This window comes from Brevibacillus fulvus, from assembly GCF_016908525.1.
GTDB lineage: Bacteria > Bacillota > Bacilli > Brevibacillales > Brevibacillaceae > Brevibacillus_G > Brevibacillus_G fulvus.
Genome location: NZ_JAFBEB010000016.1, coordinates 28,088 through 51,951 on the forward strand (window position 1 = coordinate 28,088; position 23,864 = coordinate 51,951).

21 protein-coding genes and 1 pseudogene are annotated in these 23,864 nt (G+C 46.7%); 6 read left to right on the plus strand and 16 right to left on the minus strand.

What is annotated here, in order from left to right:
• Positions 1–22: 22 nt before the first annotated feature.
• From JOD01_RS17175 to JOD01_RS17195, 5 genes are all read right to left on the minus strand, one after another.
• Positions 23–1,864, minus strand: coding sequence for a hypothetical protein (locus JOD01_RS17175; protein WP_204519537.1), 1,842 nt, complete (start codon positions 1,862–1,864; stop codon positions 23–25).
• Positions 1,861–5,181, minus strand: coding sequence for a DEAD/DEAH box helicase family protein (locus tag JOD01_RS17180; RefSeq protein WP_204519538.1), 3,321 nt, complete (start codon positions 5,179–5,181; stop codon positions 1,861–1,863). The genes JOD01_RS17175 and JOD01_RS17180 overlap by 4 nt, the downstream gene beginning before the upstream one ends.
• 11 nt (positions 5,182–5,192) lie before the next feature.
• On the minus strand, positions 5,193–6,335 hold the full coding sequence (locus JOD01_RS17185) for a sigma-70 family RNA polymerase sigma factor (RefSeq protein ID WP_204519539.1): 1,143 nt from the start codon (positions 6,333–6,335) through the stop codon (positions 5,193–5,195).
• A gap of 164 nt (positions 6,336–6,499) precedes the next feature.
• Entirely contained in the window at positions 6,500–8,344 is a 1,845-nt protein-coding gene (locus JOD01_RS17190) for an N-6 DNA methylase (RefSeq protein WP_204519540.1), read from the minus strand.
• A 30-nt stretch (positions 8,345–8,374) separates the two neighbouring features.
• Positions 8,375–8,830, minus strand: a complete 456-nt coding sequence (locus JOD01_RS17195) for a hypothetical protein (RefSeq protein WP_204519541.1) — start codon at positions 8,828–8,830, stop codon at positions 8,375–8,377.
• A gap of 235 nt (positions 8,831–9,065) precedes the next feature.
• Here JOD01_RS17195 and JOD01_RS17200 point away from each other — a divergent pair, with 235 nt between their 5' ends.
• Positions 9,066–10,562 (plus strand): IS5 family transposase, encoded by a 1,497-nt coding sequence (locus JOD01_RS17200; RefSeq protein ID WP_239565552.1) that lies wholly within the window; start codon positions 9,066–9,068, stop codon positions 10,560–10,562.
• A 286-nt stretch (positions 10,563–10,848) separates the two neighbouring features.
• Entirely contained in the window at positions 10,849–11,127 is a 279-nt protein-coding gene (locus tag JOD01_RS17205) for an ATP-binding protein (RefSeq protein ID WP_275581971.1), read from the plus strand.
• 49 nt (positions 11,128–11,176) lie between these two features.
• Here JOD01_RS17205 and JOD01_RS17210 read toward each other — a convergent pair.
• The 4 genes and pseudogenes from JOD01_RS17210 to JOD01_RS17225 all read right to left on the minus strand — a co-directional run.
• A pseudogene (locus JOD01_RS17210) lies at positions 11,177–11,953 on the minus strand (NAD(P)/FAD-dependent oxidoreductase); the annotation flags it as partial.
• 466 nt (positions 11,954–12,419) lie between these two features.
• Complete coding sequence (arsC, locus tag JOD01_RS17215; RefSeq protein ID WP_122905067.1) at positions 12,420–12,845, minus strand: arsenate reductase (thioredoxin); 426 nt, start codon at positions 12,843–12,845, stop codon at positions 12,420–12,422.
• A 39-nt stretch (positions 12,846–12,884) separates the two neighbouring features.
• On the minus strand, positions 12,885–14,183 hold the full coding sequence (locus JOD01_RS17220; protein ID WP_204519543.1) for an arsenic transporter: 1,299 nt from the start codon (positions 14,181–14,183) through the stop codon (positions 12,885–12,887).
• A 21-nt stretch (positions 14,184–14,204) separates the two neighbouring features.
• The gene (locus JOD01_RS17225; protein ID WP_204519557.1) at positions 14,205–14,528 is read right to left on the minus strand and encodes an ArsR/SmtB family transcription factor; all 324 of its coding nucleotides are present in this window, start codon (positions 14,526–14,528) and stop codon (positions 14,205–14,207) included.
• Positions 14,529–14,734: 206 nt separating this feature from the next.
• Between JOD01_RS17225 and JOD01_RS17230 the strand changes: the two genes are divergently transcribed.
• From JOD01_RS17230 to JOD01_RS17245, 4 genes are read left to right on the plus strand one after another with little or no spacing between them, the layout of a single operon-like run.
• A complete protein-coding gene (locus JOD01_RS17230; protein WP_122905065.1) occupies positions 14,735–15,184 on the plus strand; it encodes a MarR family winged helix-turn-helix transcriptional regulator in 450 nt (149 codons plus the stop codon).
• 55 nt (positions 15,185–15,239) lie between these two features.
• Positions 15,240–16,106, plus strand: coding sequence for a permease (locus tag JOD01_RS17235; RefSeq protein ID WP_204519544.1), 867 nt, complete (start codon positions 15,240–15,242; stop codon positions 16,104–16,106).
• Between the two features lie 14 nt (positions 16,107–16,120).
• Positions 16,121–16,312, plus strand: coding sequence for a hypothetical protein (locus tag JOD01_RS17240; RefSeq protein WP_204519545.1), 192 nt, complete (start codon positions 16,121–16,123; stop codon positions 16,310–16,312).
• A gap of 26 nt (positions 16,313–16,338) precedes the next feature.
• Positions 16,339–16,833 carry an arsinothricin resistance N-acetyltransferase ArsN1 family A gene (locus tag JOD01_RS17245; RefSeq protein ID WP_204519546.1) on the plus strand — a complete coding sequence of 165 codons (495 nt, stop codon included), beginning with the start codon at positions 16,339–16,341 and terminating at the stop codon, positions 16,831–16,833.
• A gap of 292 nt (positions 16,834–17,125) precedes the next feature.
• Here the strand turns inward: JOD01_RS17245 and JOD01_RS17250 are convergent, their stop codons facing one another.
• From JOD01_RS17250 to JOD01_RS17280, 7 genes are all read right to left on the minus strand, one after another.
• Positions 17,126–19,243, minus strand: a complete 2,118-nt coding sequence (locus JOD01_RS17250; protein ID WP_204519547.1) for a heavy metal translocating P-type ATPase — start codon at positions 19,241–19,243, stop codon at positions 17,126–17,128.
• A complete protein-coding gene (locus tag JOD01_RS17255) occupies positions 19,233–19,604 on the minus strand; it encodes an ArsR/SmtB family transcription factor (RefSeq protein ID WP_122905062.1) in 372 nt (123 codons plus the stop codon). Before JOD01_RS17255 ends, JOD01_RS17250 begins: the two co-directional genes overlap by 11 nt.
• Before the next feature lie 209 nt (positions 19,605–19,813).
• Complete coding sequence (locus JOD01_RS17260) at positions 19,814–20,062, minus strand: LexA family transcriptional regulator (protein ID WP_238504249.1); 249 nt, start codon at positions 20,060–20,062, stop codon at positions 19,814–19,816.
• A 457-nt stretch (positions 20,063–20,519) separates the two neighbouring features.
• Positions 20,520–20,915, minus strand: a complete 396-nt coding sequence (locus JOD01_RS17265; protein ID WP_204519548.1) for a hypothetical protein — start codon at positions 20,913–20,915, stop codon at positions 20,520–20,522.
• Between the two features lie 272 nt (positions 20,916–21,187).
• On the minus strand, positions 21,188–22,021 hold the full coding sequence (locus tag JOD01_RS17270; protein ID WP_204519549.1) for a ThiF family adenylyltransferase: 834 nt from the start codon (positions 22,019–22,021) through the stop codon (positions 21,188–21,190).
• Between the two features lie 4 nt (positions 22,022–22,025).
• Positions 22,026–23,123 carry a Mov34/MPN/PAD-1 family protein gene (locus tag JOD01_RS17275; protein ID WP_204519550.1) on the minus strand — a complete coding sequence of 366 codons (1,098 nt, stop codon included), beginning with the start codon at positions 23,121–23,123 and terminating at the stop codon, positions 22,026–22,028.
• 72 nt (positions 23,124–23,195) lie between these two features.
• Positions 23,196–23,792, minus strand: coding sequence for a hypothetical protein (locus tag JOD01_RS17280; protein WP_204519551.1), 597 nt, complete (start codon positions 23,790–23,792; stop codon positions 23,196–23,198).
• Positions 23,793–23,864: the final 72 nt, after the last annotated feature.

The window sequence follows — 23,864 nt, forward strand, 5'->3', positions numbered from 1 at the left end:
AAAGTGAATGCTCTAGATACCGTTAATCCGATTTCCGGGTCCGGACGTCCATTTCAAAAAATCCAACGATCCGGGTGCCGTCGTGATGTGAGCCGCCAAACACGTAGCTGCGTCCCAAATTGCGGTTGTAGCCATCGCAGCTAAATTCCGCGATATGCATGCAGCCGTGGCAAGCGCCTCCGTGCTCACTGCATATCGGGTCATACACGCAGCTGTCCCCGAAATCAACAACCCGGTTGAGCAGCTCCGCCAGATGATTTTCAAAAGCAGTATACATGCCGCCGATCACGAAATTTTGCCGGTTATTCGAATAAATGATAAAGGACAAAGCTTTCTCGAAAATATACTCGCTCAAGCTGCTCCGGTCAAAGCCGCTCATGAGCGTGCAGCTTTTCAAAATCAAATGGCTTAAGCTGTGCACCAGCCCGTACGTATACGTTGTAATTTTGTCCGTCTGGTCGATATGTCCGAAAGGCCCGATTTCACCTAAATTCATTAAAAACCAGGCCTTCACTTCGGCGTCGGTCATCTGTTCGACATCCAGGTCATGCAAGCCGTTGAGCTTCAGCCAGGCCAGCACCCGCCGATGATCAAGCTCGAACAGCAGCGATTCGCTGTTCGTCGTATCGACATAAACCGGATACTTGTTTTCGGTATAAGAGCTGGTCGGGAAAGGCTTTATTCTCGCTGATCCGGGCTCGCGCGATCCTCTCGTATATCCGAAAACGGCCGTCGTCACCGGCAAATTTTCGATGAGATACACATCGTTCAGTCCAACCCGATCCAACGCCCGTTTGTAAGATTCGATAAGGGCCGCTCTTCCGGAAATGTCCTCAAACCATTTTTTCAGCGGTTTGATTTTGATTTTGGACTCTTCCTTTAATTTAATCAGTTCAAATAATTGCTCCGCTGCGGCCGCAAGGCTGGCTTCATCCAGCGGGACAAGCTGCTCCACCTGTTGTTTCAACCGGCCAACTTGATCGTTTTCCCGATTTCTCGAATTCGCCAGCGCCCGCTCCACTTCTATCGCAATCATCTCTTCCGTATAGCCTAAATTGCGGTACAAGGCGCTGATCATCTGCTCCACTTGCTCATCCTGGTCCGGAGCATTGCTGAGCAGAGCCCGCAAGCTTGTGTTCGGGTGATCAAACAATTGAAAATAAGCTGCCAAAATGACGTGCGGCGTGCTCGTCTTGTCGTCCATCCATTTCTCGATCAAATCGTCGCGTAAATTGATAAACACGACTTGATGTGGAAAAAACGTTTCCGATTTCGAATGGACGGTAATGTTCATATGCTCCCGCTCATCGCAATTGCACACTTGAAACACTCTCCGCGTGAAGGAGCAACCGGGTTCGGCGCAGTACCAGACAAAATTAGCAATTCTTTGGCTGTTTTTTGTGTCCAAAACAATCGACTGCTGCTCATGCGCGGGACATTTCGGAACATAAAGCGGCTTGATTTCCCCGCAGGAGTGATAGGCTATAAAATGAAGCTGCCGTATGCTTTTCCCGCAATGCCTGCACGAATGAACTACATTTTCCAAGGAACGAAAGCTGTAAACTCTTCTGCACCTTTCGTTTACGCATTGAAACGTTAAAGGAAACAGAGCCGATTTAACGCTAGTCACTTTGCAATAATAGTAGCTGTGGTGATGATGCGCATCTAATAAATCGATCTGTCTTTCCGGCCATTGCGCCAAATATTGCACGATTTTTTTCGTAATGTATTGGGTGTTGATTTCGTCGGTATCGAGCTTCCGGTTGTAGAAATCTTTGACGATATAGATGCCTTCGTCGTTGTCGTAGTCAAATGTGCAGCCCGGCAAATAATTGTAAAGGACCTGGCTCTTCCCGCGTCTCATCTTGTTCGTCTCCTTCTGGAAAACCGTTGCTGAAAATGGTTGGATGCCTCGTCCCTGAAAATTTCAATCTCTTCATCAATGTCACGAAGGCTGTCCATCGGAACGAATCGCAAACAACGCTTCAGCTCATCCGGCGCTTTTTCTTCAACTGGATGTTTCATCGCATTCCAAATTTTTCTCGTCATGATTTCCACCTGTTTGTTAAAGTCTTCGCTTTCAGTCAAATCCGGACGAACTCCATATATATGCTTGATGCGGCCGATTAAATCTTCCAACTGAATATATCCTTTTAATATCGCTTCCTTGATTCCGTCGCTGAAAAACATGTTTTTCGACAACTTATGCCGGATTTGCGGTTGATAATATTGCAATATGATGGCCATAAAAATGCCGGGCAGCGTTTTTTCGATGCTGAATTTGGACCAGCGATTGATCGGCACCGGCTCGACCAAGCGGTCGCTGTACTCGATAAATTTCTGGAAGTAGTGGAAATAGCTGATGTCACGTTCGCGTCCCGGCTTGAAACAAACAAAAACGATGCCCGTATGCGTCCTGCCGACGCGTGAACTGGACTGGATGAATTCCGCCACCTGGCGGGGAATCCCGTAAAACACCATATAATTGAACCGTTCGATGTCAACGCCATGGCTGATCAGGCTAGTCGCTATAATCAGATTCAGCCGCTCTTTATCGGGATACAGCTCCGGTTTTTCCAGCCGATCGATCGTGTCACGAATTTCTTTGAACGAGCTTTGGCCCGTCAAGCTTTGCACGATGAGCGGATGTACATATCCGTTAGCGAGCATTTCCCCTTCCAGTTGGCCGTGAATCGTTCTCTCCAGCGCGGAGCTGTCATCCCTGGAATTGACATAAGTTAATGATGTTTCATAATAATTCAGCATGCGCTCGAGCTGCTCTTCGGTTTTAATTTGCGAGAAATTCATTTTCTGCAGAAACCCTTGCTTGTCTCTGCGAATTTCTTCAATCGTTTGATGGAAAAAGCCGATTAAATCCTGTACCGCCAAAATATGTGTCCGATTGTGGGGCATAATTCCGACAAAGATGCGGCTCGGCTTGTCCAGCTCACGGGCATAAAACGACCGTCTCAGTTGATAGCCGGGCAGCGGAAACCGACGTGGCCGCCGATTGTACAAGTGCTGGACATGCTGCTCATACTCTTCAATGGTGGCAGTGGCGGCAATCACCTTCGCTCTGCTGCGATTGATCATTTGCTGCAGACCGTCCATCAAGCTTTCATAATGGGCGGCAAAAGTGCCGAACGATTCCTTGAGTAAATGCAGCTCATCCTGAATGAGCAGTGAAGGCGCCGCATCGTATAACGCGACATCCTCCTTCGGTTCGATGCATTTCGCATCTTCCGTGCACTCTCCGCAGCTCATGTAGCCGTGTACTTTGCACTTTTGGTTGGCATGGCCGAAAATATGCGCAAATCTGCGTTGACTGCCCAACGAGGCAATTTTATCAACGGTCCCTACAATCATCGTCGGCAAATATCTGAAAATTTCTCTATCGACGACATATAGGGGAAGGACGCCTTCGCAGCCGTCCGTCGTGCATTTATGGACGAGTCTGCGCACACGTTCTTCGATGTCTATGATGACCGACTCCTGATGGCAAAAAGGGCATTTTTGAATAATCCGGTATTTCTCCACGATTGTCGGATCATCCATCCAATGCATAATCATCCGTTCGTTTAATTCGTTAGGCGTATTTTGTTTGCCGACAAAGTATCCGATAGAAAAAGGCTCGCTCTCGCCAGCCGCAATTTCTGCGGTTTGTCGGCGAACCAACTCGGCAGCGGCATACACGTCGGCTATGCGCTGTAATTGCTGGATGCTGAGCAGCCGCAATGGAAAGCGGATCCACGAAGTGACACCCGCATGCTTCCCTCTCAACCGGTCAAAAAAGGCGTTGAATATCGCAAGGCCGAGATATGTTTCCGTCTTTCCTCCGCCGGTCGGAAACCACAGTACATCGACATAATCCATGCCGTGCGAGCCGGAGCCTAATTCCGGGTATTCTCTTGTCGCAAGGTCCGGAATGATCATCACAATATAAACGAGTTGGAACAGTCGCCAGCTTTCAAATTTCCGCGTGCGCTTTTGGTCAATGTTGTAAAACGTTTGATTCATCAGCTGAAATGCTTTCCGGATAAGCGGCTTTTGCTCAATCATGCTGACACCGAGCGAAAACCTTTCTATTTCTTCCGAATAATGCTTCAAGTCTGTCAAGCAAGCTTCCATTTCCGAGTCGTCGAACGATGCTTCAGCAATAAAACCGTGCCACTCCTCCTCGTATTTCCGCATCTCTTCTTCAATTCGTTTTAATACGGGCAGCGGCTCTTTCGATAACTGGAAAAACGAAGCTTTTACCGTGTCGTTGGAGACTAGTCGTCTTTGAATAAATACAGGGCTGGCGGTTGATTCGAGCGTACGCAAGTCGTCGGAGCATATGACTCCGCAGTTTTGCCCAAGCCCATACATACGCCGATCATACCGATAATCTTTAGGCAGCATGGACAACTCGAACGGCAAAAAGGAACCGTCCTCAATGTGAACGGTTATTTGGCAGTTGAAAAAATAATGGTCCGTTTCCCGTTCAGTTCGATCGTCTTCCGAAACGTTACATAGATAAAGCTTCATGCGCGGGCCGAGGTCGTGCCTTTTGAATTCACAAATCAGCTTCGGTTTCCAGCCGGGCAAGATCGTTTCGCCGTCCATGCTTTGGATGACGTCTACATATTCCTCTTCTGTTTGCACATCAGCAAATCGCTTTTTCTTTGTCTTATGCTTAAAAGCCATCGGGTCGCGAACGATGAGGTCGTGCACTTCTGCAATCGCTCGCGACAATCGTTCGCCGAGCGCCGGGTCGGTTGAGCTGGTTATTTTTCCGTATTTTTGCGTAAAAGGAATGCGTATACCGTTGATTGATACCGGTACTTTTTTAAACTTCTCGATCAGCTCCGGCTTGCCCTGCTCCATCAATTCGTCAAAGGTCGGATAGACTCTGTAATAAACATGAAAGCGTACATCAACTTCGAACGTGCAACTCTGTGCTGCAGGTTGAAACAATCCGTCGATGGCCATACTCGTCGGAGACAATTTATTAAAAAACGAATCGGAGACGATATCGCTTTGTTCTTCAAACATTCCGTCAACGGCCGGGGCAAGAGAGCCGATAAAATATTTATCTCTCGGACGGTCGATCAAGCAAACGTCTCTGTCTTCTCCTGAGCCTTTTTCCAATATCGAATTCACAATATATTGAGATAGAAGATATTCATCTGTGTGTGTCATTGTGCCACCTCCTAGCCGTTAAACAGATAATTTTTCAATTTTCTGGCTCTCGTAGGATGCTTCAGCTTCCGAAGCGCCTTTGCTTCGATTTGGCGAATGCGCTCGCGGGTCACTCCGAAAACTTTTCCCACTTCCTCTAAAGTTCGGTAGCGCCCGTCGTCGATGCCAAATCTAAGCCGAATAATATTTTCTTCCCGTTCGGTCAGCTCGTCGAGCACTTGCTCTATGCTGTCTTTTAAACTGGAAAATATGACTTCATCCAGCACGTCTATCCCTTCATATGGAATAAATTCCAACAGCGTTGAATCATCTTCCTCTCCGACGTAAATGTCAAGTGAAGGGCTGGAATCAAAGGCATGAATGTAGTAATAAAGCTCTAATATCCGTTTTTCCTCAATGCCGAGAGATTCGGATAGCTCCTTTACCGTGGGCGAACGGCCGAAGTCTTGTTCAAATAAAATGATTTGCCTCTTCAATTTATTGATCGTTTCAACTAGATGAACCGGAAGCCTGACGATGCGAGATTTGTCCGCCAACGCTCTGGTGATCGCTTGTTTAATCCACCATGTGGCGTATGTCGTAAACCGATAGCCTTTGTAGATGTCAAAGCGCTCGGCTGCTTTTAGCAGCCCCAAATTCCCTTCCTGAATCAGGTCCATTAATTCCAAACCTCGGCCCTGATAACGTTTCGCGATGTTTATCACGAGTCTAAGGTTAGATTTAATCAACGTTTCCTTTGCATCACGGCTACCCCGTTCTGCTTCTTTCGCGACAGCAATTTCTTCTTCTAAAGTCAGCAGCTTAAAACGGCCCGCATCCCGCAAATAAAGCCGGAGTGAATCTCCAACATAATAGGAAGCGCTTTTTTCATAAAAATCGATTATTTCCTCTTCCGTCATCTCCTTAGATGGGGACGCTTCCTCTATAAAAACCGGATCAATGTCCGTGTCGAATATATTTGCGTTTTTCACTTCAATTTTAGCGTCTTGAAGGCTTTTCACGTAAGCTTTGGCCGCTTCATGATCAACTTCGTAGTCTACCTCGAGAAAGCTCTCAAGAATATCGTAAGCATCCAGCACTTTGTCTCGTATTGCGATTTTCGTCAGTTTCCGTATCGCTTCTCCGTATTTTTTCAGCTGTTGTTCAGTGAGCATATGTTCACCTCTGCCGGACATATGAGTGAAAATCCATTTGAAGATGCCGCTGGAAAAAAGAAATAATGGACCAGGGGGCATTTAGCCATATTCGACATTTTACATCGTTATCCTTGCCTATTAGTCGAATAAATGAGTTGTGCCCCCTCGCCTTCTCCGTCGGCTCATTTCGTTCCATTTTTCTTTTTATACCCTTTGCTTACTCCCATTTTTTCGTATAATCGCTCTAATTCGTTTGTCCGCTGCTGCTGAGCCAATTCAATCGCTCGAGCATAATCTTCCATTGCCTTTTTGTGCATTTGTCCGATTTCCGCCATTTCACTTTCGCTTAGCTTCGGAACGGGAATATTTTGAATATCTTTTACATTCATAATAGGCAGGGCCGAACCTTTCCGCAGTGAGCGGATGTAAGATTCGCCAATCGGACTTTCAAAAAACGTGAGCAAAAAATATGGATCTACGCCTGCAAAGGGCTGCAAACCGATAAAGTTGGCCGATAAGTAAAACGGGCCTCTGCCGGCCAAGTCAGGCACGACCACGAATTTCATGGCAATGCCCCTGCTTGTCAACAATACATCCCCCGCTTGAATTTCTGCCTCGTGCTCCTTGGTCGTATTTTTAATTCGGTAAGTCTCCACAGTATCCAAATGCAGCATGCCTTGTTGCACATCGGAAAGCTGGATGACTTTCGCTTCTATCGTCCCGGTTTCAGTGCTCCCTGCCGTATTTAACCCCCTGTAGATGCGGGCAAGTGTTCGGAGCGGTACCGTTTCGATTTTGCGCTCGTAGGTTGAACGGTCAATCAGCACTTTCCCTATAATCGAATCGGAGTCTTCCATCTGCATGTAGGAGCTGGGCAGCAAGTTGTAGCGGTTTTCCCTAATTTCGAACAAATCCAAGACGCGGCTGAGCTTGTTATCTTCGTGGAAACCTTTGTAACAGTCTATTATTTGCGTGACTTCCGAATCGTCCAAAACCGTAATTCCCCGTTTACGCTGTCCCAATGCCGAAGCGTCAATAATCTGGATGCGCCCAGTACGCTCGGCCGGCTTGGCTTTGTTGAGGACGAGCATTGAAACCGGGATTGACGTATTGTGAAAAACACCGGGCGCGAAAGAAATGACCGCTTCAATAAGATCATCCTCAATTAAAATTCTGCGAATTTCCCCCGTTGACGCCCCTAGAAACAAAGTCCCGTTCGATACGGTAACAACAGCTTTACCTTGCTCTTTAAGCGAATTAAGCGCATAGATGATATAGGCCATAGAGGCTTCTCTTTTCACCGTTCCGAACCTGGTATGAATATCATTTTTCATTTTAAGCCCCAACGGAGGATGAGAAATGACATAATCATATTGGCGGTCTTCGCCTTGCTCATAAGAAAGTAGCGGAATCAGTTCGTGATTTGTCAGGTGGAATTGCTTGATTCCGCAAATAAAAAGGTACAATTGTGCAATGCTGAAAGCTTCCTCATTCCAAACATTACCGTATACCGCCACATTCGATTGAGAATTTGCCACTTCCGCCAAGGTTCTCCCGTTTGAAGCAGAGAAATCATAAACGGAAGTTCCCGGTTGAATATCCAAGATGCCGATCCCAATGGAGTTCAGCTCACTTTGCTCAACCAGCAATCCGGCCCGGTTCTTGGCTCTTGCCCCCGCTTCGAAATAGGCATCCATCAAGTCCTTTCCGTTCTCCGGAAAATCGATTTTGCCCGCCTGATAAATCAGTTCCGTCAACGCGCTTTTCATATCCGGTTTTTTAAACAAAGCGAGTCCGGCTCGGATTTGTGGAATTTGATCGCCCAAGTCGTTCATCGCCCGGGTGATTTTTTCACTCGTGCGGTCATTGGAAAGCTCATCCCAAGTATAATTGCAGCGCAGATCCAGCCTCTCCTTGTGCTGATAGGCATATCGCAGCGTCAATATTGGCAAAAGCACGCGATCCGCCTCGGCGAGTGTAGCCATATCCCGGACGTGATCGATTAACGCGATGATACTTGCCTTCATGCAACATCCCACCTATTGTAGATTTTAAACCTACCTGCGAATACAGCGCTGAAAATGGAAACTGCGGCGCATTTCCCCGGAGAGAACGTAGGTGCAAATCTGATGGCGGTCGTACACCGGATCGATGAACATCGGTCTTTCCAGATGATCAATCCAAACCAAAAACTCCAGTTTGGACGAGCTATACGTCCCCTTTATCGCAAGCACCAAGAACAGTTTTTTGTCGCGGATTTTGGTGACCATTTCCTCGGGCAATTCTTTCGTGCCCAAATGCATCTCGATCAGGTAACGCTTCTCTTCCGGATCGCTGAATGCAATCAAGTCCAGCACATCCGGCACCCCTTCATGAGTATCGGTAAACCGAGCTGCCCATAAAGAATCCCAATCAAAATGATTGCGGTACAGTGGAATAATGGAGCCTTTGCCCTGGTACACCAAGTCGCGAGCCTCTTGCAAAGTGCTTTGCGGAAGATATTGATTTTTCATTATTAGTTCCTCACTTTCAAAAGTAAATAATTTATTTTTTCTTTAGGTAAAATGTACCACCGGTTCATCAAAAAGTAAAGCGTTTATTTTTTAAAATAAAAATCCTTCTATTTAGGGTCTGCTGAACAGATTAAAAATCCAGTAGCCACAAGGGTTTTTCCTAGTTTGTGTGGAAATCATGTGCAAGGAAATCAACGATTTCCCTTCAAATTCCTTGCACATGGGGCTGATCTGGATGTACCAATACGTCTCTCATCGTGAAAACCAATTGCTTCTTCCGGATGATTTTTTCTTGCCGTTTGGCGGCAAGTTGAATAAAGAAAATCGTTGGGCAAAGCTGGCTCAGTTGGTACCGTGGGCGTATGCGGAAGGAAAGTACGCCAAGTCCTTCCGTAACTCGTTTCGTGGTCAAAAGGCCGTTTCGATTCGCGTCGCCCTTGGTGCCCTCATCATTCAGGAACGCTTGCAGTTGTCGGACCGTGAAACGGTCCAGCAGATCGTCGAAAATCCGTATCTGCAATATTTCATCGGGCTGGAAGGCTATCAGGATCATCCGCCGTTCCATCCGTCTCTCATGACGCATTTTCGCAAGCGTCTGGGCGAGCAGGTTCTCCGTGAAATCAACGAGATCATCGCAGTCGAAGCCGCCAAAACGACACAAGATTCCGACCGTGACGATGAACCGAAATCCGGTACAAAATCCAAAGGCAAACGTACGGCCAGGCGTCGGTCAACATCCGAAGAAGATCAGAACCAGGGCGTCTTATTGGTGGATGCCACCTGTGCTCCGGTGGATGTGGCGTATCCAACCGATCTGAACTTGCTGAACGAGGCACGTGAGAAACTGGAGGATATCATCGACACGTTGCATGCTCCGTTGGTCGGCCATGCCCGCAAACCACGGACATATCGGGAGAAAGCACGAAAACAGTTCCTGGCCGTGGCCAAACAGCGTCGGGCAAGCGGCAAGGTCATTCGTCGAGCGATCGGCAAGCAGCTTCAGTATGTTGCACGTAACCTTCACATTATCCGCAACCTGGTCTCACGGCAGCCGTTGACACTTTTGAACCGGAAACAATATCGCGACTTGCTTGTGATTCAGGAACTGTATCGGCAACAACGCATCATGTTAGAGCGAAGGTCGCATCAGATTGAAGATCGAATCGTGAGCATCAGTCAACCACACGTTCGCCCGATCGTACGCGGCAAAGCGAAAGCCCGTGTAGAGTTTGGTGCCAAAGTATCGGTCAGCATGGTGAACGGCTATGCTATTTTGGAACGCCAGTCGTGGGATAACTTCAACGAGGGCGTAACGCTGATCGAAGTGCTTGAAGCGTACAAGAAGCGCTTCGGCTTTTACCCGAAGGCGGTACTGGCCGATCAGATTTATCGCACGCGGGAGAACCGGGCGTTTTGCAAAACACATAGCATTCGCTTGAGTGGTCCTGCGCTTGGCCGTCCGGTGCAAGGCGAAGAGGCGGCGGAACAACGGCGGGTCGCAAGGCAAGATGCGAGCGAACGTAACGCTATCGAAGGTAAATTCGGAGAGGGCAAGCGCAAGTATGGGCTTGGTCGTATTCGAGCACGCCTTGCAACGACGAGTGAAACCGTCATCGCACTGCAACTCTTGGTGATGAACCTCGAACGCAGGTTGCGGGATCTTTTTGTCTCGTTGATGAAACAACTGTTCGCGGTAAAATTACCAGGTTCCCAGACAATTTGTGTCGTCTGAGGATCGTTCAGCAGACCCTAAGTATCTTCGTGAAAAACCAGAACCTATGAACAAAAAAGGCAAAGATTGTGCCCTTTTTAGAATATCTTCAAAATATTGGACCGATTTCAACGAGTTTCACCTCTCTCTGTAAAATATTATCAGAAATTGTCGCCAGGACCAATACATATTCTTAGAAGAAAAATAGATCCTTCGACCGATTCACTTCGGTGGATATCCGTTCCTCTGTACTTTCCAAAACCAATGGAATCGCATATCTAATCTCTGTCCTTTATCGAGAACAGATCTGCATCCATGCCAGCAAACGGGGGCAGAGTTACTATTTCAATTTTGTGCAGCTCGTTATGAGAAAGGCAGCATGATTATCACCAGTAACCTGCAATTTGCTGATTGGACACAGATCTTTAAAGATGAACAGATGACGGCAGCTCTGGTTGATCGGCTTACACATCGTGTCCATATCTTCGTCATGAATGGAGATAGTTATCGCTTTAAGCAAAGCATTTCAGAGATCGTGATCATGAAAAAGTTACCCACCCAGCGGGTGGATTCGTTTTTGCCATAGTGGTCAATTTTTTGATGAGCACGGTGGTCAACATTTTGATTGACATTCACACGACAATATAGCCTGTTTCGTCCGTTTTGATTTGACCTTGGAGGAAAGCAGTGTTTGGTCGATGCCCGATCGCAACAAAAATACCCTCAGTCTCGATGATTTCTTCAGTGCCAGTGTCGTTATGTTTTACTTTGAGACCCGTTACTCCCTTTTCTCCTGCAATAACCTCGATGGGAGTACAATTCAAACTCCAGGTAATTTTGGGGTTTTTACGAGCTCGATCTTGCATAATTTTTGAGGCTCGAAGTTCGCTTCTACGATGAACAACTCTTACCTCTGTTGCAAATCTCGTCAAGAAGTTGGCTTCCTCCATCGCAGAGTCACCACCACCGACAATGATGACCTTTTTCCCTCTGAAGAAGAAACCATCGCAGGTAGCACATGTGCTTACACCACGTCCGATATTCTCCTTCTCACCTGGAATTTCGAGCAACTTTGCAGAGGCACCCGTTGAGACGATCAAGGTTTCCGTTTGAATTTGTTCCGATCCATCTATCGTTAGCGTGAAAGGGCGTTTCGTAAGGTCTGCCTTCGTTACCCAACCTCTTTGAAATGTCGCTCCAAACCGTTCCGCTTGCTTACGCATGTTTTGCATAAGTTCAGGTCCCATAATTCCTTCAGGAAACCCAGGGAAGTTTTCTACTTCCGTTGTCAGGGTCAATTGACCTCCTGGTTCATTTCCCTCAATGACAAGCGGATTCATGTTTGCACGAGCAAGATAAATTGCGGCAGTAAGTCCTGCAGGACCAGTTCCAAGGACAACGACTTTTTGCATGATTATTCCTCCTGAGGTGTTTAGTAAAATACCCCTCATGCTAGAGGGGTATGTGATTGAACTAGGTTCAATTGGTGCTGATGTAGATGGTGGTGCACAGCATAGAGATAAATCCCGGTCTCGGAATCTTCCTTCGTGTAGAATATCTCCCATGCATTTCAATCTGGATCATACTCCCGCACTTTATCCTGCACGGTATAGAAGCAAGTCGTATTCATTTCATCGATGGTAAGAAGCTTTTCCTGACGGAGCCTTTTGCCCCATTGCAACCACATCTTCTGTGTTATCTACTTGGAAGCCCAAGTGGTTTAGTACACCTTATTTCTCAAAAAGGACGTACATTCAGGAAAAAATGCAGGGCTGGCGAGTCCAGTTCAAATTTGGCGTAGTTCTCTTTTACCTTTGTCGGTTCCGCACTGAAGAAGATACGTTAAAACTGTATTGATGCTTCTAATGTTGTTCCTCCTTATTTGCCTTCAGCAAGGAACTGTTCGATTCGGGCTTTAATGGAATCACGAACGGTACGGAATTTTGCCATGATTTCATCCTCGGTTCCCGTAGCTTTCGCGGGATCATCAAAACCCCAGTGCCATTTTACTGCGTTCTTGTTGGGGATCATCGGGCAATGCTCATCGGCATGACCGCAAAGCGTAATCACATAATCAGCACGAGCGAGGGTTTCTGGATCAATCACATCGGATGTTTGACTGCTGATGTCTACACCGGCTTCTTTCATTACCTGTACGGCGCGGGGATTCAGCCCATGTGCTTCCAGACCGGCACTTTTTACTTCATAACGGTCACTGCCTAATGCTTTCAGGAAGCCTTCTGCAATCTGACTGCGGCAAGAGTTTCCGGTGCACAGAAAGTACACGAGTGGTTTTTTTTCCATGTGTTTCAATCTCCTTTACGATGTTATCGATGTCGGTTATTAGGCAACAATTTGCAACCACAAATAGAGTCCCACCAGCGTGATAAACAGCGTCGGGATCGTCAGAACGATACCGGTTTTGAAGTATTTTCCCCATGTAATGGTTACATCTTTACGGGATAAGACATGCAACCAGAGCAGTGTCGCCAGTGAGCCAATGGGGGTAATTTTCGGACCCAAGTCGCTGCCGATTACGTTGGCGTACACCAATGCTTCCCGGATGACGCCGGACGTCTGTGTCCCCTGAATGGCCAGCGCGTCAATCATGACGGTGGGCATGTTGTTCATGATGGAAGACAGGACTGCGGACAAGAAACCCATGCCAACCGTTGCGGCAAACAGTCCCTGATTGGCAAAAGTTTGGATCAACTGCCCCAACATGTCGGTCAGACCGACATTACGCAAGCCATACACGACAACGTACATCCCAATGGAAAAAACAACAATCGCCCAGGGGGCTTCTTTAATGATACGTTTTGTCTCAATGGCCTTACTCCTTTGTGCAGCCAACATAAAGATGATGGCTGCCACTCCTGCTGTAACCGAAACCGGAATGGCGACGATTTCGTTCATTAGGTAGCCTGCAAGTAGGATAGCCAGAATGACCCAGGACAACCGGAACAGGCGAACGTCTTTTAACGCTTCATGGGGTTGTTTCAGCTGGGATAGATCGTACTGCTTGGGAATATCTTTTCGGAAGTACAAGTACAGGACAAGTAAACTGGCTCCCAGTGAGAAGAAGTTAGGAACAATCATGCGTGACGCATATTCAACGAATCCAATGTCAAAGTAATCGGCAGAAACGATGTTGACCAGATTGCTGACGATAAGCGGTAACGAAGTGGTATCCGCAATAAACCCACTGGCCATGATAAAGGGAAGAATCATCTTGTCTGGAAACTTCAATGCCCTCACTTGCGCAAGAACAATCGGCGTAAGAATCAGCGCTGCTCCATCATTGGCGAAAAAGGCTGCAACGGCGGCTCCCAAGAGAACCACATACACGAACATCAGTCGGCCGTTTCCTTTTGCTAACCGCGCCATATGCAAGGCTGACCACTCAAAAAAGCCGATGTCGTCTAAAATCAACGAAATCAAGATAATAGCCACAAAGGCAAGCGTCGCGTTCCATACAATGCCGGTTACCGTAACAACATCTGTAATACTTACCACGCCAAACAACAAAGCCAAGATCGCTCCGCCCGTTGCGGACCAACCAATGTTCAGTCCCTTCGGTTGCCAAATGACGAAGGTCAACGTCACGGCGAAGATCAGAAAGGCACTCCAGATGGCAAACATGATCTCTCTCCCATCTTTTTTCTATTCGCAGGTCACCAACAACCCCTGCTCTCCCAGTTTCTCAAATTCATGGGAATAATCGGGCAGGTTGCCCAATGCATGACATACTTGTTCAAACCGTTCTTGGTTGATGGAATAAAAAACCCATTGCCCCTTTCTTGTTTCAATCACCAGGTCCGCACTTTTTAGACGGCTCATGTGTTTGGACACAGCCGGTTGGGAAATCCCAAAGATGGGGACCAGTTCGCAGACGCAACAGCTACGGGTATTTAACAAGGTGATGATTTTTAGCCTTGTCGGGTCAGCTAATGCTTTCAATGCATTGACTAATGTCTTCGTGTCCATGTCCAATCTCACACCCTCCTCTCTCGACACAATATTATTATAACCATATGGTTATTTCAATATGAAAAACGGCTTTCCCCCAAGTTTGGGCATTCTTGATTCCAAGTTCACTTTATTATGTGATATCGATCAAATTTTTTTCTTGATAATTTTTTAGTTGCATTTTGCAAATAAAACGTATATAACTTAAGCAGAGGTGATTTTCCATGGAAAACCTTCGAGAACTATTCCAAATCATGACCCGCCGTTTCGGATTTCTCAATAAATACTGCTGCATCTCAGGCGGCCGGGAGATTTCCTTGATTCAAAGCCACATTTTATATGAAATCGAACGGCAGCACAAACCATCCATGCAACAAGTATCAGAAGCGTTGGGGACAGACATTACAACGTTTAGCCGGCAGATCCAAACGTTGATGAAAATGAATCTGGTGAAAAAAACACCCGATCCGGAAGATCGACGGGTACATATCCTTTCCCTTACACCAGAGGGAAAAGAAGTGGCCGCGACAATCGATCAGCAGATGAACGCTTACTTGGATGAAATCTTTTCGCATATGAACGAGTTTGAAAAAGAGACTGTCATTCGTTCCATTAAGTTGTTGAATGAGGCGATGGCCAAAACCGACAAGTGTTGTACTACTCCCTTGGGGTAGTTTCTTTTCAACATAATACTTGCATTTTGCAAATAAAAAGACAAGGGTGATGATCATGTTTTGGGATGTATTGGAAAGTTTCTTCTCGATTGCCATTGAGTTAACCCTTTTATTTGTGGCAATTTCGCTCCTGATTAATCTGATTCAAGGATTTATTCCTTATGACAAATTGAATCAGTACTTATCAGGCAAAAACACTGTCTTGGGCGCGCTGGCAGCTCTGCTCTTTGCTTTTGTCACGCCGTTTTGCTCTTGCTCCACCATTCCCGTTGTCGTGAACCTATTGAATAAGAAAATTCGTTTTGGCATCGTGATGGTGTTTTTGTTCTCCTCCCCTGTCCTTGACCCGACCATTATCACGCTGATGGGCGCCATGCTGGGTGTCAAAGTAGCTGTAGCCTATACCGTGATTACCTCTGTATTGTCGGTCATGATCGGTTTTACCCTTGAAAAGCTTGGATTCGAAAAGGCTGTGAAGCGAGTGGTTATGACCGGTTTTGAAGAAAAAACGAACACATTCAGTTGGAAAGCAGCTTGGTCGGAGACGGTAGGGCTAATGAAAACCGTCTACCCCTATCTGATCATTGGCGCGGCTATTGGATCGGTCATTCATGGCGTGGTTCCAACTGAATGGATCTCCTCTATGTTTGGCGGTAACCAGTGGTGGTTGGTTCCTGTGGCTGCAGCCATTGGAATTCCGTTATACGTTCGTCTGTCGATGATGATTCCCATGTCCCAGATCCTGATTGCCAAAGGCATGGCAATTGCACCGGTCATGGCCTTGATGATCAGTTCTGCCGGAGCCAGTTTGCCTGAAGTAACACTGTTGAATACCATCTTTCAGAAGCGATTGGTTGCTGCTTTCGTGGCTTCTGTTATGATGATGGCTACCCTATCCGGCTTCCTGTTTTACTTCATTTAAAGGAGGTGATATCTATGGGTTTGTTGAAAAAAATCTTTGGTAAGCAAGGATCTTGCTGCGATGTGAAGATTGAAGAAGTGAAAAGCGACAAAGAATCGTGCTGTAATGTAAATATTGAAGAAGTGAAAAGCGACAAAGAATCGTGCTGTAATGTAAATATTGAAGAAGTGAAGAACGACAAAGAGAACTGCTGTGATCAAAAATAAAGAAACAGGATTTTGGGGGAAAGGCCATGAAACAGGTTACGATTCGGAAAGCTCAGCATCACGATCTGGGGTCCATCCTTCACATCTATAACCAGGGAATTGAGGACCGGATTGCCACGTTGGAGTTGGATACAAAAGACTTAACTTATATGGACAACTGGTTTCAAGAACATCAAGGTCGATATACCGTACTTGTTGCTGAAGTGGAGGGATCAGTTGTAGGATGGGCCTCCTTGAACCGTTATTCTCATCGTTGTGCCTATAACGGCGTAGTTGACCTTTCCGTCTATGTAGATCGCCGTGTACGAGGCCGTGGGGTGGGTAACCATTTACTCGAAGCATTAGAAACAGAGGCGAAAAACAACGGATTCTATAAAATCGTTCTCTTTACATTCCCCTTCAATGGCCTCGGGCAGGGACTATATCGAAAGAGGGGCTTCCGGGAAGTCGGCGTGTTTGAAAAGCAGGGCATTCTGGACGGCCAGTTCGTTGACGTGATGGCGATGGAAAAAATCTTATAGCTCCTAATGCTATCGGCTCTTCATGTTGAGGAGCCTTCTTTTTTTACTAATCAAATGGATAGAAATTTTCCAGTTAGAAGTTTCGTATCAAAAACATCCCCCCAATAATAACATGCAAGTCCGGATATCAAGGTCTACACGCTGAATCGCCTTGAAATAAGGGCGCTTTTTACCATTCCCTTTTACTTTTCTTCAACCCCATCTTTTCTGCAACCATCGTTCCAAACAAAAAGAGGTTACCCTTCGGATCAAATTCATTGTCCCGACGTAACCTCTTAGTCACTTTACACAGTTATTCTTTTACCCTTAGTAAGCGTAATCCGTTCAACGTAACGATAAGAGTCGCTCCCATGTCGGCAAAGATGGCAAGCCACAGTGTGAGCCATCCTGGAACAATTAACAGTAGTGCTACCAGCTTAATTAAAAGCGAGAAAGCAATGTTTTGTTTGATGATACTGAGTGTTTTTCGACTCAAATTAATTGTAAACGGCAGTTTGGTCAAGTCGTCGGCCATTAGTGCGATATCGGCTGTTTCTAGAGCCGTATCGGTTCCGGCACCACCCATGGCGATCCCTACATCAGCAGTGGCAAGTGCCGGCGCGTCGTTGACACCATCGCCCACCATTGCTACTTTCCCATGTGCTTTCAGCTGTTTAATGGCCTCCAGCTTATGCTCAGGCATCAGTTCCGCCTTTACCTCATGAATTCCAATCCGTTTTCCAATTGCCTCCCCGGTTGCACGGTTATCCCCTGTAAGCATAACGGTTTTCGTTATACCCAACTCTCGAAGTTTTTGAATTACGTTTTTACTGCTTTCCCGGACTTCGTCGGCAACGGCAATTAGGGCAAGTATCTCATTTTCCGTTCCGAGTACCATAACCGTTTTTCCTTGTTTTTGCAAACCTTCGATTTCGGCTTTTATTTTTTCGGTTAGGTTCGAAGTATTCAACTCGGAAAACAAATTCGGACTGCCGATGTAGTACAGTTCCCCTTTTACTTTTGCCTTTACCCCTTTACCAGTAATGGATCGGAACTCTTCTACTTCGGATGACAAATCGACGTTTTCGTTTTCAGCTTTGCGGATAATTGCTGAAGCCAGTGGATGTTGGGACCCTTTTTCGATGACGGCTGCAATAGCCAACAATTCATTTTTCTCTTGACCACCATAGGTGATAAAGTCCGTAACCACTGGTACCCCTTTCGTCAAAGTTCCTGTTTTATCAAAAGCGATTGCAGACAATCGTCCTGCTTCCTCCAAATGAATGCCACCCTTAATCAAGACACCGTTCTTTGCGGCATTCCCAATGGCAGTGACAATCGATACAGGTGTGGAGATCACCAGCGCGCACGGACATCCTACCACTAGTAACGCCAATCCTCGGTAGATCCACTCACCCCAACCGCCTCCAAGTAGAAGCGGAGGAACAACAGCAATGCCCAGTGCTAAGATCATAATCGCTGGCGTGTAATACTTTGCAAATCGGTCAACGAATGCTTGAGACGGAGCGCGTTCCGCTTGCGCTTCTTCCACCAAATGAATAATCTTGGAGATCGTCGTATCCTCAACCCGTTTTGTTACTTTGACTTCAAGAAGCCCCTCTTCGTTTAGCGTACCTGCGAACACTTCATCACCAACGGTTTTTGTGACAGGTACAGATTCCCCTGTAATAGCAGCTTGATTGATGGTGGATGTTCCTTTGATTACAACCCCATCCATGGCAAGTTTCTGCCCTGGTTTGACGATCATAATGTCGCCCACTTGGATGTCGTCCACATGAACCATTAGCTCTTCGCTACCACGACGGATTAACGCTTCTTTCGGAGCGATGTCCATCAACGAACGAATGGATTGTCGAGCTTTTTCCATGGAGTAACGCTCCAATACTTCACTGATCGCAAAGAGGATGACTACTGTTGCTCCTTCACCCCATTCACCAATCGCCGCCGCCCCTAATATGGCTACGGTCATGAGAGTGTTCATATCGAACTGGAGACGGAACAAGTTTTTAATCCCTTTAATGAAAAGCTCATAGCCGCCGATGAGAATGGAAGCAGCATAGACTACAGCAGTAAGGACATGTTCTTCCCCGAATTGCTGACCCAACAGGTATCCAAAGAGTAGAAGGACAGCTGAAAGCACTACTTTACCGTGCGCTTTCCAGAACGGTTCTTTCTTTTCTTCAACCCGTTCACTTTCGGGTATAATCTTCAGATTTTCAAATGCCCCTGCTTTTTCTAGTTCCTCGACAGTTGCTTCTCCAAAAACAGTTACCTTCGAAGCTCCAAAGTTCACTTGTGCCTCTTGAACGCCAGGCAGGTTTTTGACGTTCTTCTCGAAGATGGCTGCACAGTTGGTGCAGGTAAAACCTTGAACCCGATAGACCTTTTTTTGCTCTGCATTACTTCCCATGGGTCACGACCTCCTGACTATGTGTCGAAGCAATTTGAACAAGCTGTCGTACATGTTCATCTTCCAACGAGTAGAAAACCAATTTCCCTTCCTTGCGATATTTTGCTAATCCCAATTCTTTTAACATCCGCAAATGATGGGAAGCCGTTGCCATCGAAGACCCGATGATGTTGGCTACATCACATACGCAGAGTTCATCTTCTTGGCATAACGCGAACGCTATCTTCATGCGTGTTTCATCCGCTAATACCTTAAACATCTTTGCCATAGTTGGGATGTCTTGTTGACCAAGAGTCTCTTGGACACGACGAACCTTGGATTCGTCATAACAATAAATTTCACATGTATCTTTTTCTTTCATGAAATCACCTCCGACAATCAAACCATCGTTTGATCATTATTATCATAAACCATTATCCTTATACATTCAAATGAACTTTTGAATGTATGTGTGCATAAATTAAAAAGCTGTTAGGATTTACCTAACAGCATCTAATTACTTTTAAGTGAATTATGTACAATCTCATCAAGATATAGGCAGAACAAATCGACTTGCAGCAAACATGTTATCTATCCTATCTTACTCTCCAGCTTATTGACTCCCTTCTTTCCCACGCCTCCAGCAATGTGATGTCGTCCGGGGCTGGATCGCATCCACTCGATACTCTTTTCCCGAGCCAACGCGGCCAGTACCTCCATCACGCCGCTACGACTGCGCCCGGTTTTTACGCACAGCTCATCCACTGTCGGCGTGCGCCGACGACCAACGGAAAAGTTGGCGATAATGCGCAAAACCTTTCGCTCGATGTCAGACAGCATGGAAGCTCACTCCCAATGATGCGAACATTTGTTTGTATTATATGCGAACAAGGACGAACATGCAAATAAAAAATCTCCACATTAGTGGAGCATCGGTAAGTTATTTTCCCTGGGGTCTAACAGTTTTGGAGACCATCCAGGTCCACCGTCAAGAAACATCAGCGTGCCTCTTTCTCCCCAATCGAATTGAACTCATCCGGCGCAGCTGTCTGCTTTCCAGTCTGGGCCGCTTTCGGCAACGAGAAGGACACCACTCCGTCTCGATCTGGCCGAGGTCGCCTTTTATTGGTTGCCACGCGCTGTCGTTATCAACCGATCAAAGAGCAGACGCCCTTCTTCATTCCTCGGGTCCTGCGTCGCCCGTTTCCGTTACCAGCGATCCGCCCGCAACTGTCATCCAGGCGACGAACTACATGCAGTCTTTCCGGTGCCCTGGCAAGGCCTCATATCAGAGAATTTACCGAATCGAAAACACCAGTTTTCTGCCTTCCTTCTCGATCTTGACTCTCTCTGAATGCTTCAGCGCCTTTTGGAGAATCATGTACGGATTCGCCCATTCGACTGCCCGACGTTTTTGCAGTTCCCCGTAAAGTTCTGTCAGTGTCAGCGGTGCTGCCGCTTCCTCCAAAATCGTTTCTACCTCCCTGGCTATTCCCGGATAATCATGATGCTGATACGGCTTTCGGGCTTTACCCGCTCGCTGTGCCTGTATCTCATGGGGAACCGCCGATCCACTTGTTGTTTCTCCTTGCTGATCATCCGTGCCAGAAGGTACACCATACCGCTCGTCCAACTCACGGATTCGGTGTAAGATCTGCTTGATCTCCTCCCCCAGTTCTTTGTCTCGTTCCATATACTCTCTTCTTAGAGATAGTCGTTGCTCAAGCAGAGATTGCAATGTCATATGTAGTGCCTGACGTTCGTTAAATGTTGTAGACATATTCGACTCCTTTTTGATTGTTTTTTTTGAGTAATTTGATATCTTCAATATTTTTTCCTGCGATTCTTACCACAACAACCATCCATACACTGACGTGTAACAGTCAGGTGAACCGAAACAGTATCCGAATAGTACTACGTTTTCGCAGCAAAAACAAAAATCGAGTGCCCATTTCCTGGACACTCTCAACCTTCTTGAATCCTTTCCCCACGCATGTACATTTTTTTCGCGTGGAAGAACGTCACGTGTGTAGACAACGTTCTCTCCCCAAACAATTCATTCAAGTAACCGGCCACTGCCTGCGCTGCAAACCGGTTGGTAATCAACCGCTGCGGCTCGGATGCAATCACCTGGGAACATGCCATTCCAGAAGGAGCAATCTCGTCCTTATCCTCCAATATGTCTGGAAAGCGGCCGGCCACCGGTTCCAGAAACGTTTTTCCGTTCAATCTCAATCCGGCTACTACTTGTCCTGTCCATCCAGTATTCGCGTGACGCTGCTTCTCCTCCTCCGTCCACTCTTCTCGTGGTCGGCGGTCACGAGGAACCCAGGCAGCTTCCACTCCCACATCGATGTAGAGCAGCTTTTCTTGACTGAGAAAGTAACTGTGCATGACCTGGCGTGTGTAGTTGTTATCTACTGCGCCGATCAAAATCGGAAGAAAAAACGTGTCCCAACTGTAACAGCCTCGATAATCCGTAAACTGAAACAATCGGTCTAACGTTCTTTCATCCTCAATGTACCGTTCATCAAACGCAGCGATCGGCACTTGATAATGGCTGCGGTACCGGTTAGCCAGTACCGCAGCTTTCTTCTGTCCGACATCCTTTGGTATAAAGAGTTGATTAGCCAAATTCTTTTGTTCTACCGTATCCGGATCGGCCACCAGGTAAAACCCCTGTACCTTGAATATATTCATCATTTGAGCGCATTGCTGCAGAATATATCCGCCATTTGCGCCTGCGCCGATCTGAACGATATAGTAAAAGATCTTCTTCCGTTCGTTAAACCGTATCATCGTCTCACGCTCCTTTCACGGACACTTGAGGAAAGTCCAAGCTCGTCGGAGACTCCAACGGTGATTCAAAGACGAAATGGGGATTGATGATCAGATACTCCCCGTCCAGACACGTCCTCACCAGGATTTGCGGGAAGAAATCCAGCACCCTTCCCACAACCGCGTAGAGGATTGGCGCCTGCTCAGATCGATCATCTTGGGAAGAAAAGTAGGCTTCCATCGTATGGTGAGAGTGGATTTCCATCACTTTCACGACGTTTTCCACGTAAGCTACTTGCTCAGTTGGTTCACACATGTCTCTGCACACAATCTGTGCCGGAATCACCAGTTGGTACCCTTCTTCTCCCCAGTAAATCTCGCCATGAACCTCAGCGCCATGTGTCCGGGCGAAGTAACGGGCAACAATCAAAAACTGCGTCAGAATCCCCCAGGGAATCCTGGGGAATTTTAGACGCACACCTTCTACCAACGTCGGAACACTAGGAACCTTCCGAGCCCTTTTGCAGATTGTTAACGCTTCTGTTTCGCGGATATGGTACATATGACCATCAGCTCCGGGAACATACATGTTGGACCGGCGATTTGCCACAGCATCCTCCAACTTCAGATAGACACCATGTCGGCGTTCCAAGATCATGCCGCTTCCTTTCTTTCGTGCGGTTAGAACAGGGATAATCATATTCTTTTCCTTGATGAATGTCATCGTTGTTAACTCTTCAGTTAGTTCGCCAAAGTCATTCTCCATCCGTTTCCTCACGTCTTCGCCAGTAATGTTCCTCAACTTCTCTTCGGTGTTGTCTCCTTTAGTTTGTTCATCAGTTGGAGAACTGTCTGGAAGACCATTCGTGATTTCTTCCGGTGTAAAGTAATCGGTCAGAGGAATGTTCTCCCCGCCATACCGGATGATCGTCTCGGTGTTTAGTTCCCATGTTTCCGGTTCACTTTTCGTGACAGATACAGCCGTTTTCTTTTGGTCCTTGGAAGCTATCCGTGATTTAGTGGCTGCCGTCGTCTTTTTGCCTTTTCCTGTGTCCTGGATGGCCTCCGGTTCCTCTTCTCCTAAAAAGCTGAACAAAGTTTCTTGAAACAGTTTGTCAGTCATGCTTTCCATGCCTCCTCTTGGATTCATTTCAAAAAAAAAATAAAGACTATAGCTTTCGCTAAAGTCTTTGATCTACAGTTCTTGGCAGTATTGTCCAAACGTTCGTTGCTTGGATGTTAACCATTCCTCTGGAAAATCCTGCCCTTGCATGCGATTGTATAGCTCCCGCAAATCACTGATCCCGGATTCGTTCCGGTTCGTGTTGTAATAGCAGGTAGAACTGGGAGCCGCAAAAAAGACCTGGTGCATAGTAGCAAGTTGAGCCAAGTCTTTGATAACCGGCAACGTATTTCCCCCCATACAAACCACACCATTCGATACATTCGCGTAAGGAAACTTGTATAGTTCGGTGTCCTCGCGAATCCTCCCCTTGTCCTTGACGGCCAAGATGTGCAGCTGTTGAATGCGACCATCCCGGATTCGGTACCCAAACAACATCCGCGGGAATCCCACCTGTTCAAAAGTGGTGTTGTAATAGGCAATGTCCCATTTTCCTTTAGGCACCTCGATAAATACCATCTGGATCTTCTGCGCTCGATTAATCCAAATGTGTTTGACACAGTTGACGGGCAAGGTAGGAGTCTCGATACGTATCGCCGGATTTTTCATCCGTTTTCTTCCGATGATTTTTCGTAGTCGTTTCCGTTTCTGAACCCCCAGGATTCTCATTGGCTTTAAATTCTCCGATTCAGAATTTCGGATGGACTCGACAAAATCATCAAAACTCATCACGTATTCGTC

Coding starts and splice junctions, on each gene's coding strand:
- JOD01_RS17175 (WP_204519537.1), bottom strand. CDS start 1,864: ATGAGACGCGGGAAGAGCCAGGTCCTTTACAATTATTTGCCGGGCTGC.
- JOD01_RS17180 (WP_204519538.1), bottom strand. CDS start 5,181: ATGACACACACAGATGAATATCTTCTATCTCAATATATTGTGAATTCG.
- JOD01_RS17185 (WP_204519539.1), bottom strand. CDS start 6,335: ATGCTCACTGAACAACAGCTGAAAAAATACGGAGAAGCGATACGGAAA.
- JOD01_RS17190 (WP_204519540.1), bottom strand. CDS start 8,344: ATGAAGGCAAGTATCATCGCGTTAATCGATCACGTCCGGGATATGGCT.
- JOD01_RS17195 (WP_204519541.1), bottom strand. CDS start 8,830: ATGAAAAATCAATATCTTCCGCAAAGCACTTTGCAAGAGGCTCGCGAC.
- JOD01_RS17200 (WP_239565552.1), top strand. CDS start 9,066: ATGTACCAATACGTCTCTCATCGTGAAAACCAATTGCTTCTTCCGGAT.
- arsC (WP_122905067.1), bottom strand. CDS start 12,845: ATGGAAAAAAAACCACTCGTGTACTTTCTGTGCACCGGAAACTCTTGC.
- JOD01_RS17220 (WP_204519543.1), bottom strand. CDS start 14,183: ATGTTTGCCATCTGGAGTGCCTTTCTGATCTTCGCCGTGACGTTGACC.
- JOD01_RS17225 (WP_204519557.1), bottom strand. CDS start 14,528: ATGGACACGAAGACATTAGTCAATGCATTGAAAGCATTAGCTGACCCG.
- JOD01_RS17230 (WP_122905065.1), top strand. CDS start 14,735: ATGGAAAACCTTCGAGAACTATTCCAAATCATGACCCGCCGTTTCGGA.
- JOD01_RS17235 (WP_204519544.1), top strand. CDS start 15,240: ATGTTTTGGGATGTATTGGAAAGTTTCTTCTCGATTGCCATTGAGTTA.
- JOD01_RS17240 (WP_204519545.1), top strand. CDS start 16,121: ATGGGTTTGTTGAAAAAAATCTTTGGTAAGCAAGGATCTTGCTGCGAT.
- JOD01_RS17245 (WP_204519546.1), top strand. CDS start 16,339: ATGAAACAGGTTACGATTCGGAAAGCTCAGCATCACGATCTGGGGTCC.
- JOD01_RS17250 (WP_204519547.1), bottom strand. CDS start 19,243: ATGGGAAGTAATGCAGAGCAAAAAAAGGTCTATCGGGTTCAAGGTTTT.
- JOD01_RS17255 (WP_122905062.1), bottom strand. CDS start 19,604: ATGAAAGAAAAAGATACATGTGAAATTTATTGTTATGACGAATCCAAG.
- JOD01_RS17260 (WP_238504249.1), bottom strand. CDS start 20,062: ATGCTGTCTGACATCGAGCGAAAGGTTTTGCGCATTATCGCCAACTTT.
- JOD01_RS17265 (WP_204519548.1), bottom strand. CDS start 20,915: ATGGAACGAGACAAAGAACTGGGGGAGGAGATCAAGCAGATCTTACAC.
- JOD01_RS17270 (WP_204519549.1), bottom strand. CDS start 22,021: ATGATACGGTTTAACGAACGGAAGAAGATCTTTTACTATATCGTTCAG.
- JOD01_RS17275 (WP_204519550.1), bottom strand. CDS start 23,123: ATGACTGACAAACTGTTTCAAGAAACTTTGTTCAGCTTTTTAGGAGAA.
- JOD01_RS17280 (WP_204519551.1), bottom strand. CDS start 23,792: ATGAGAATCCTGGGGGTTCAGAAACGGAAACGACTACGAAAAATCATC.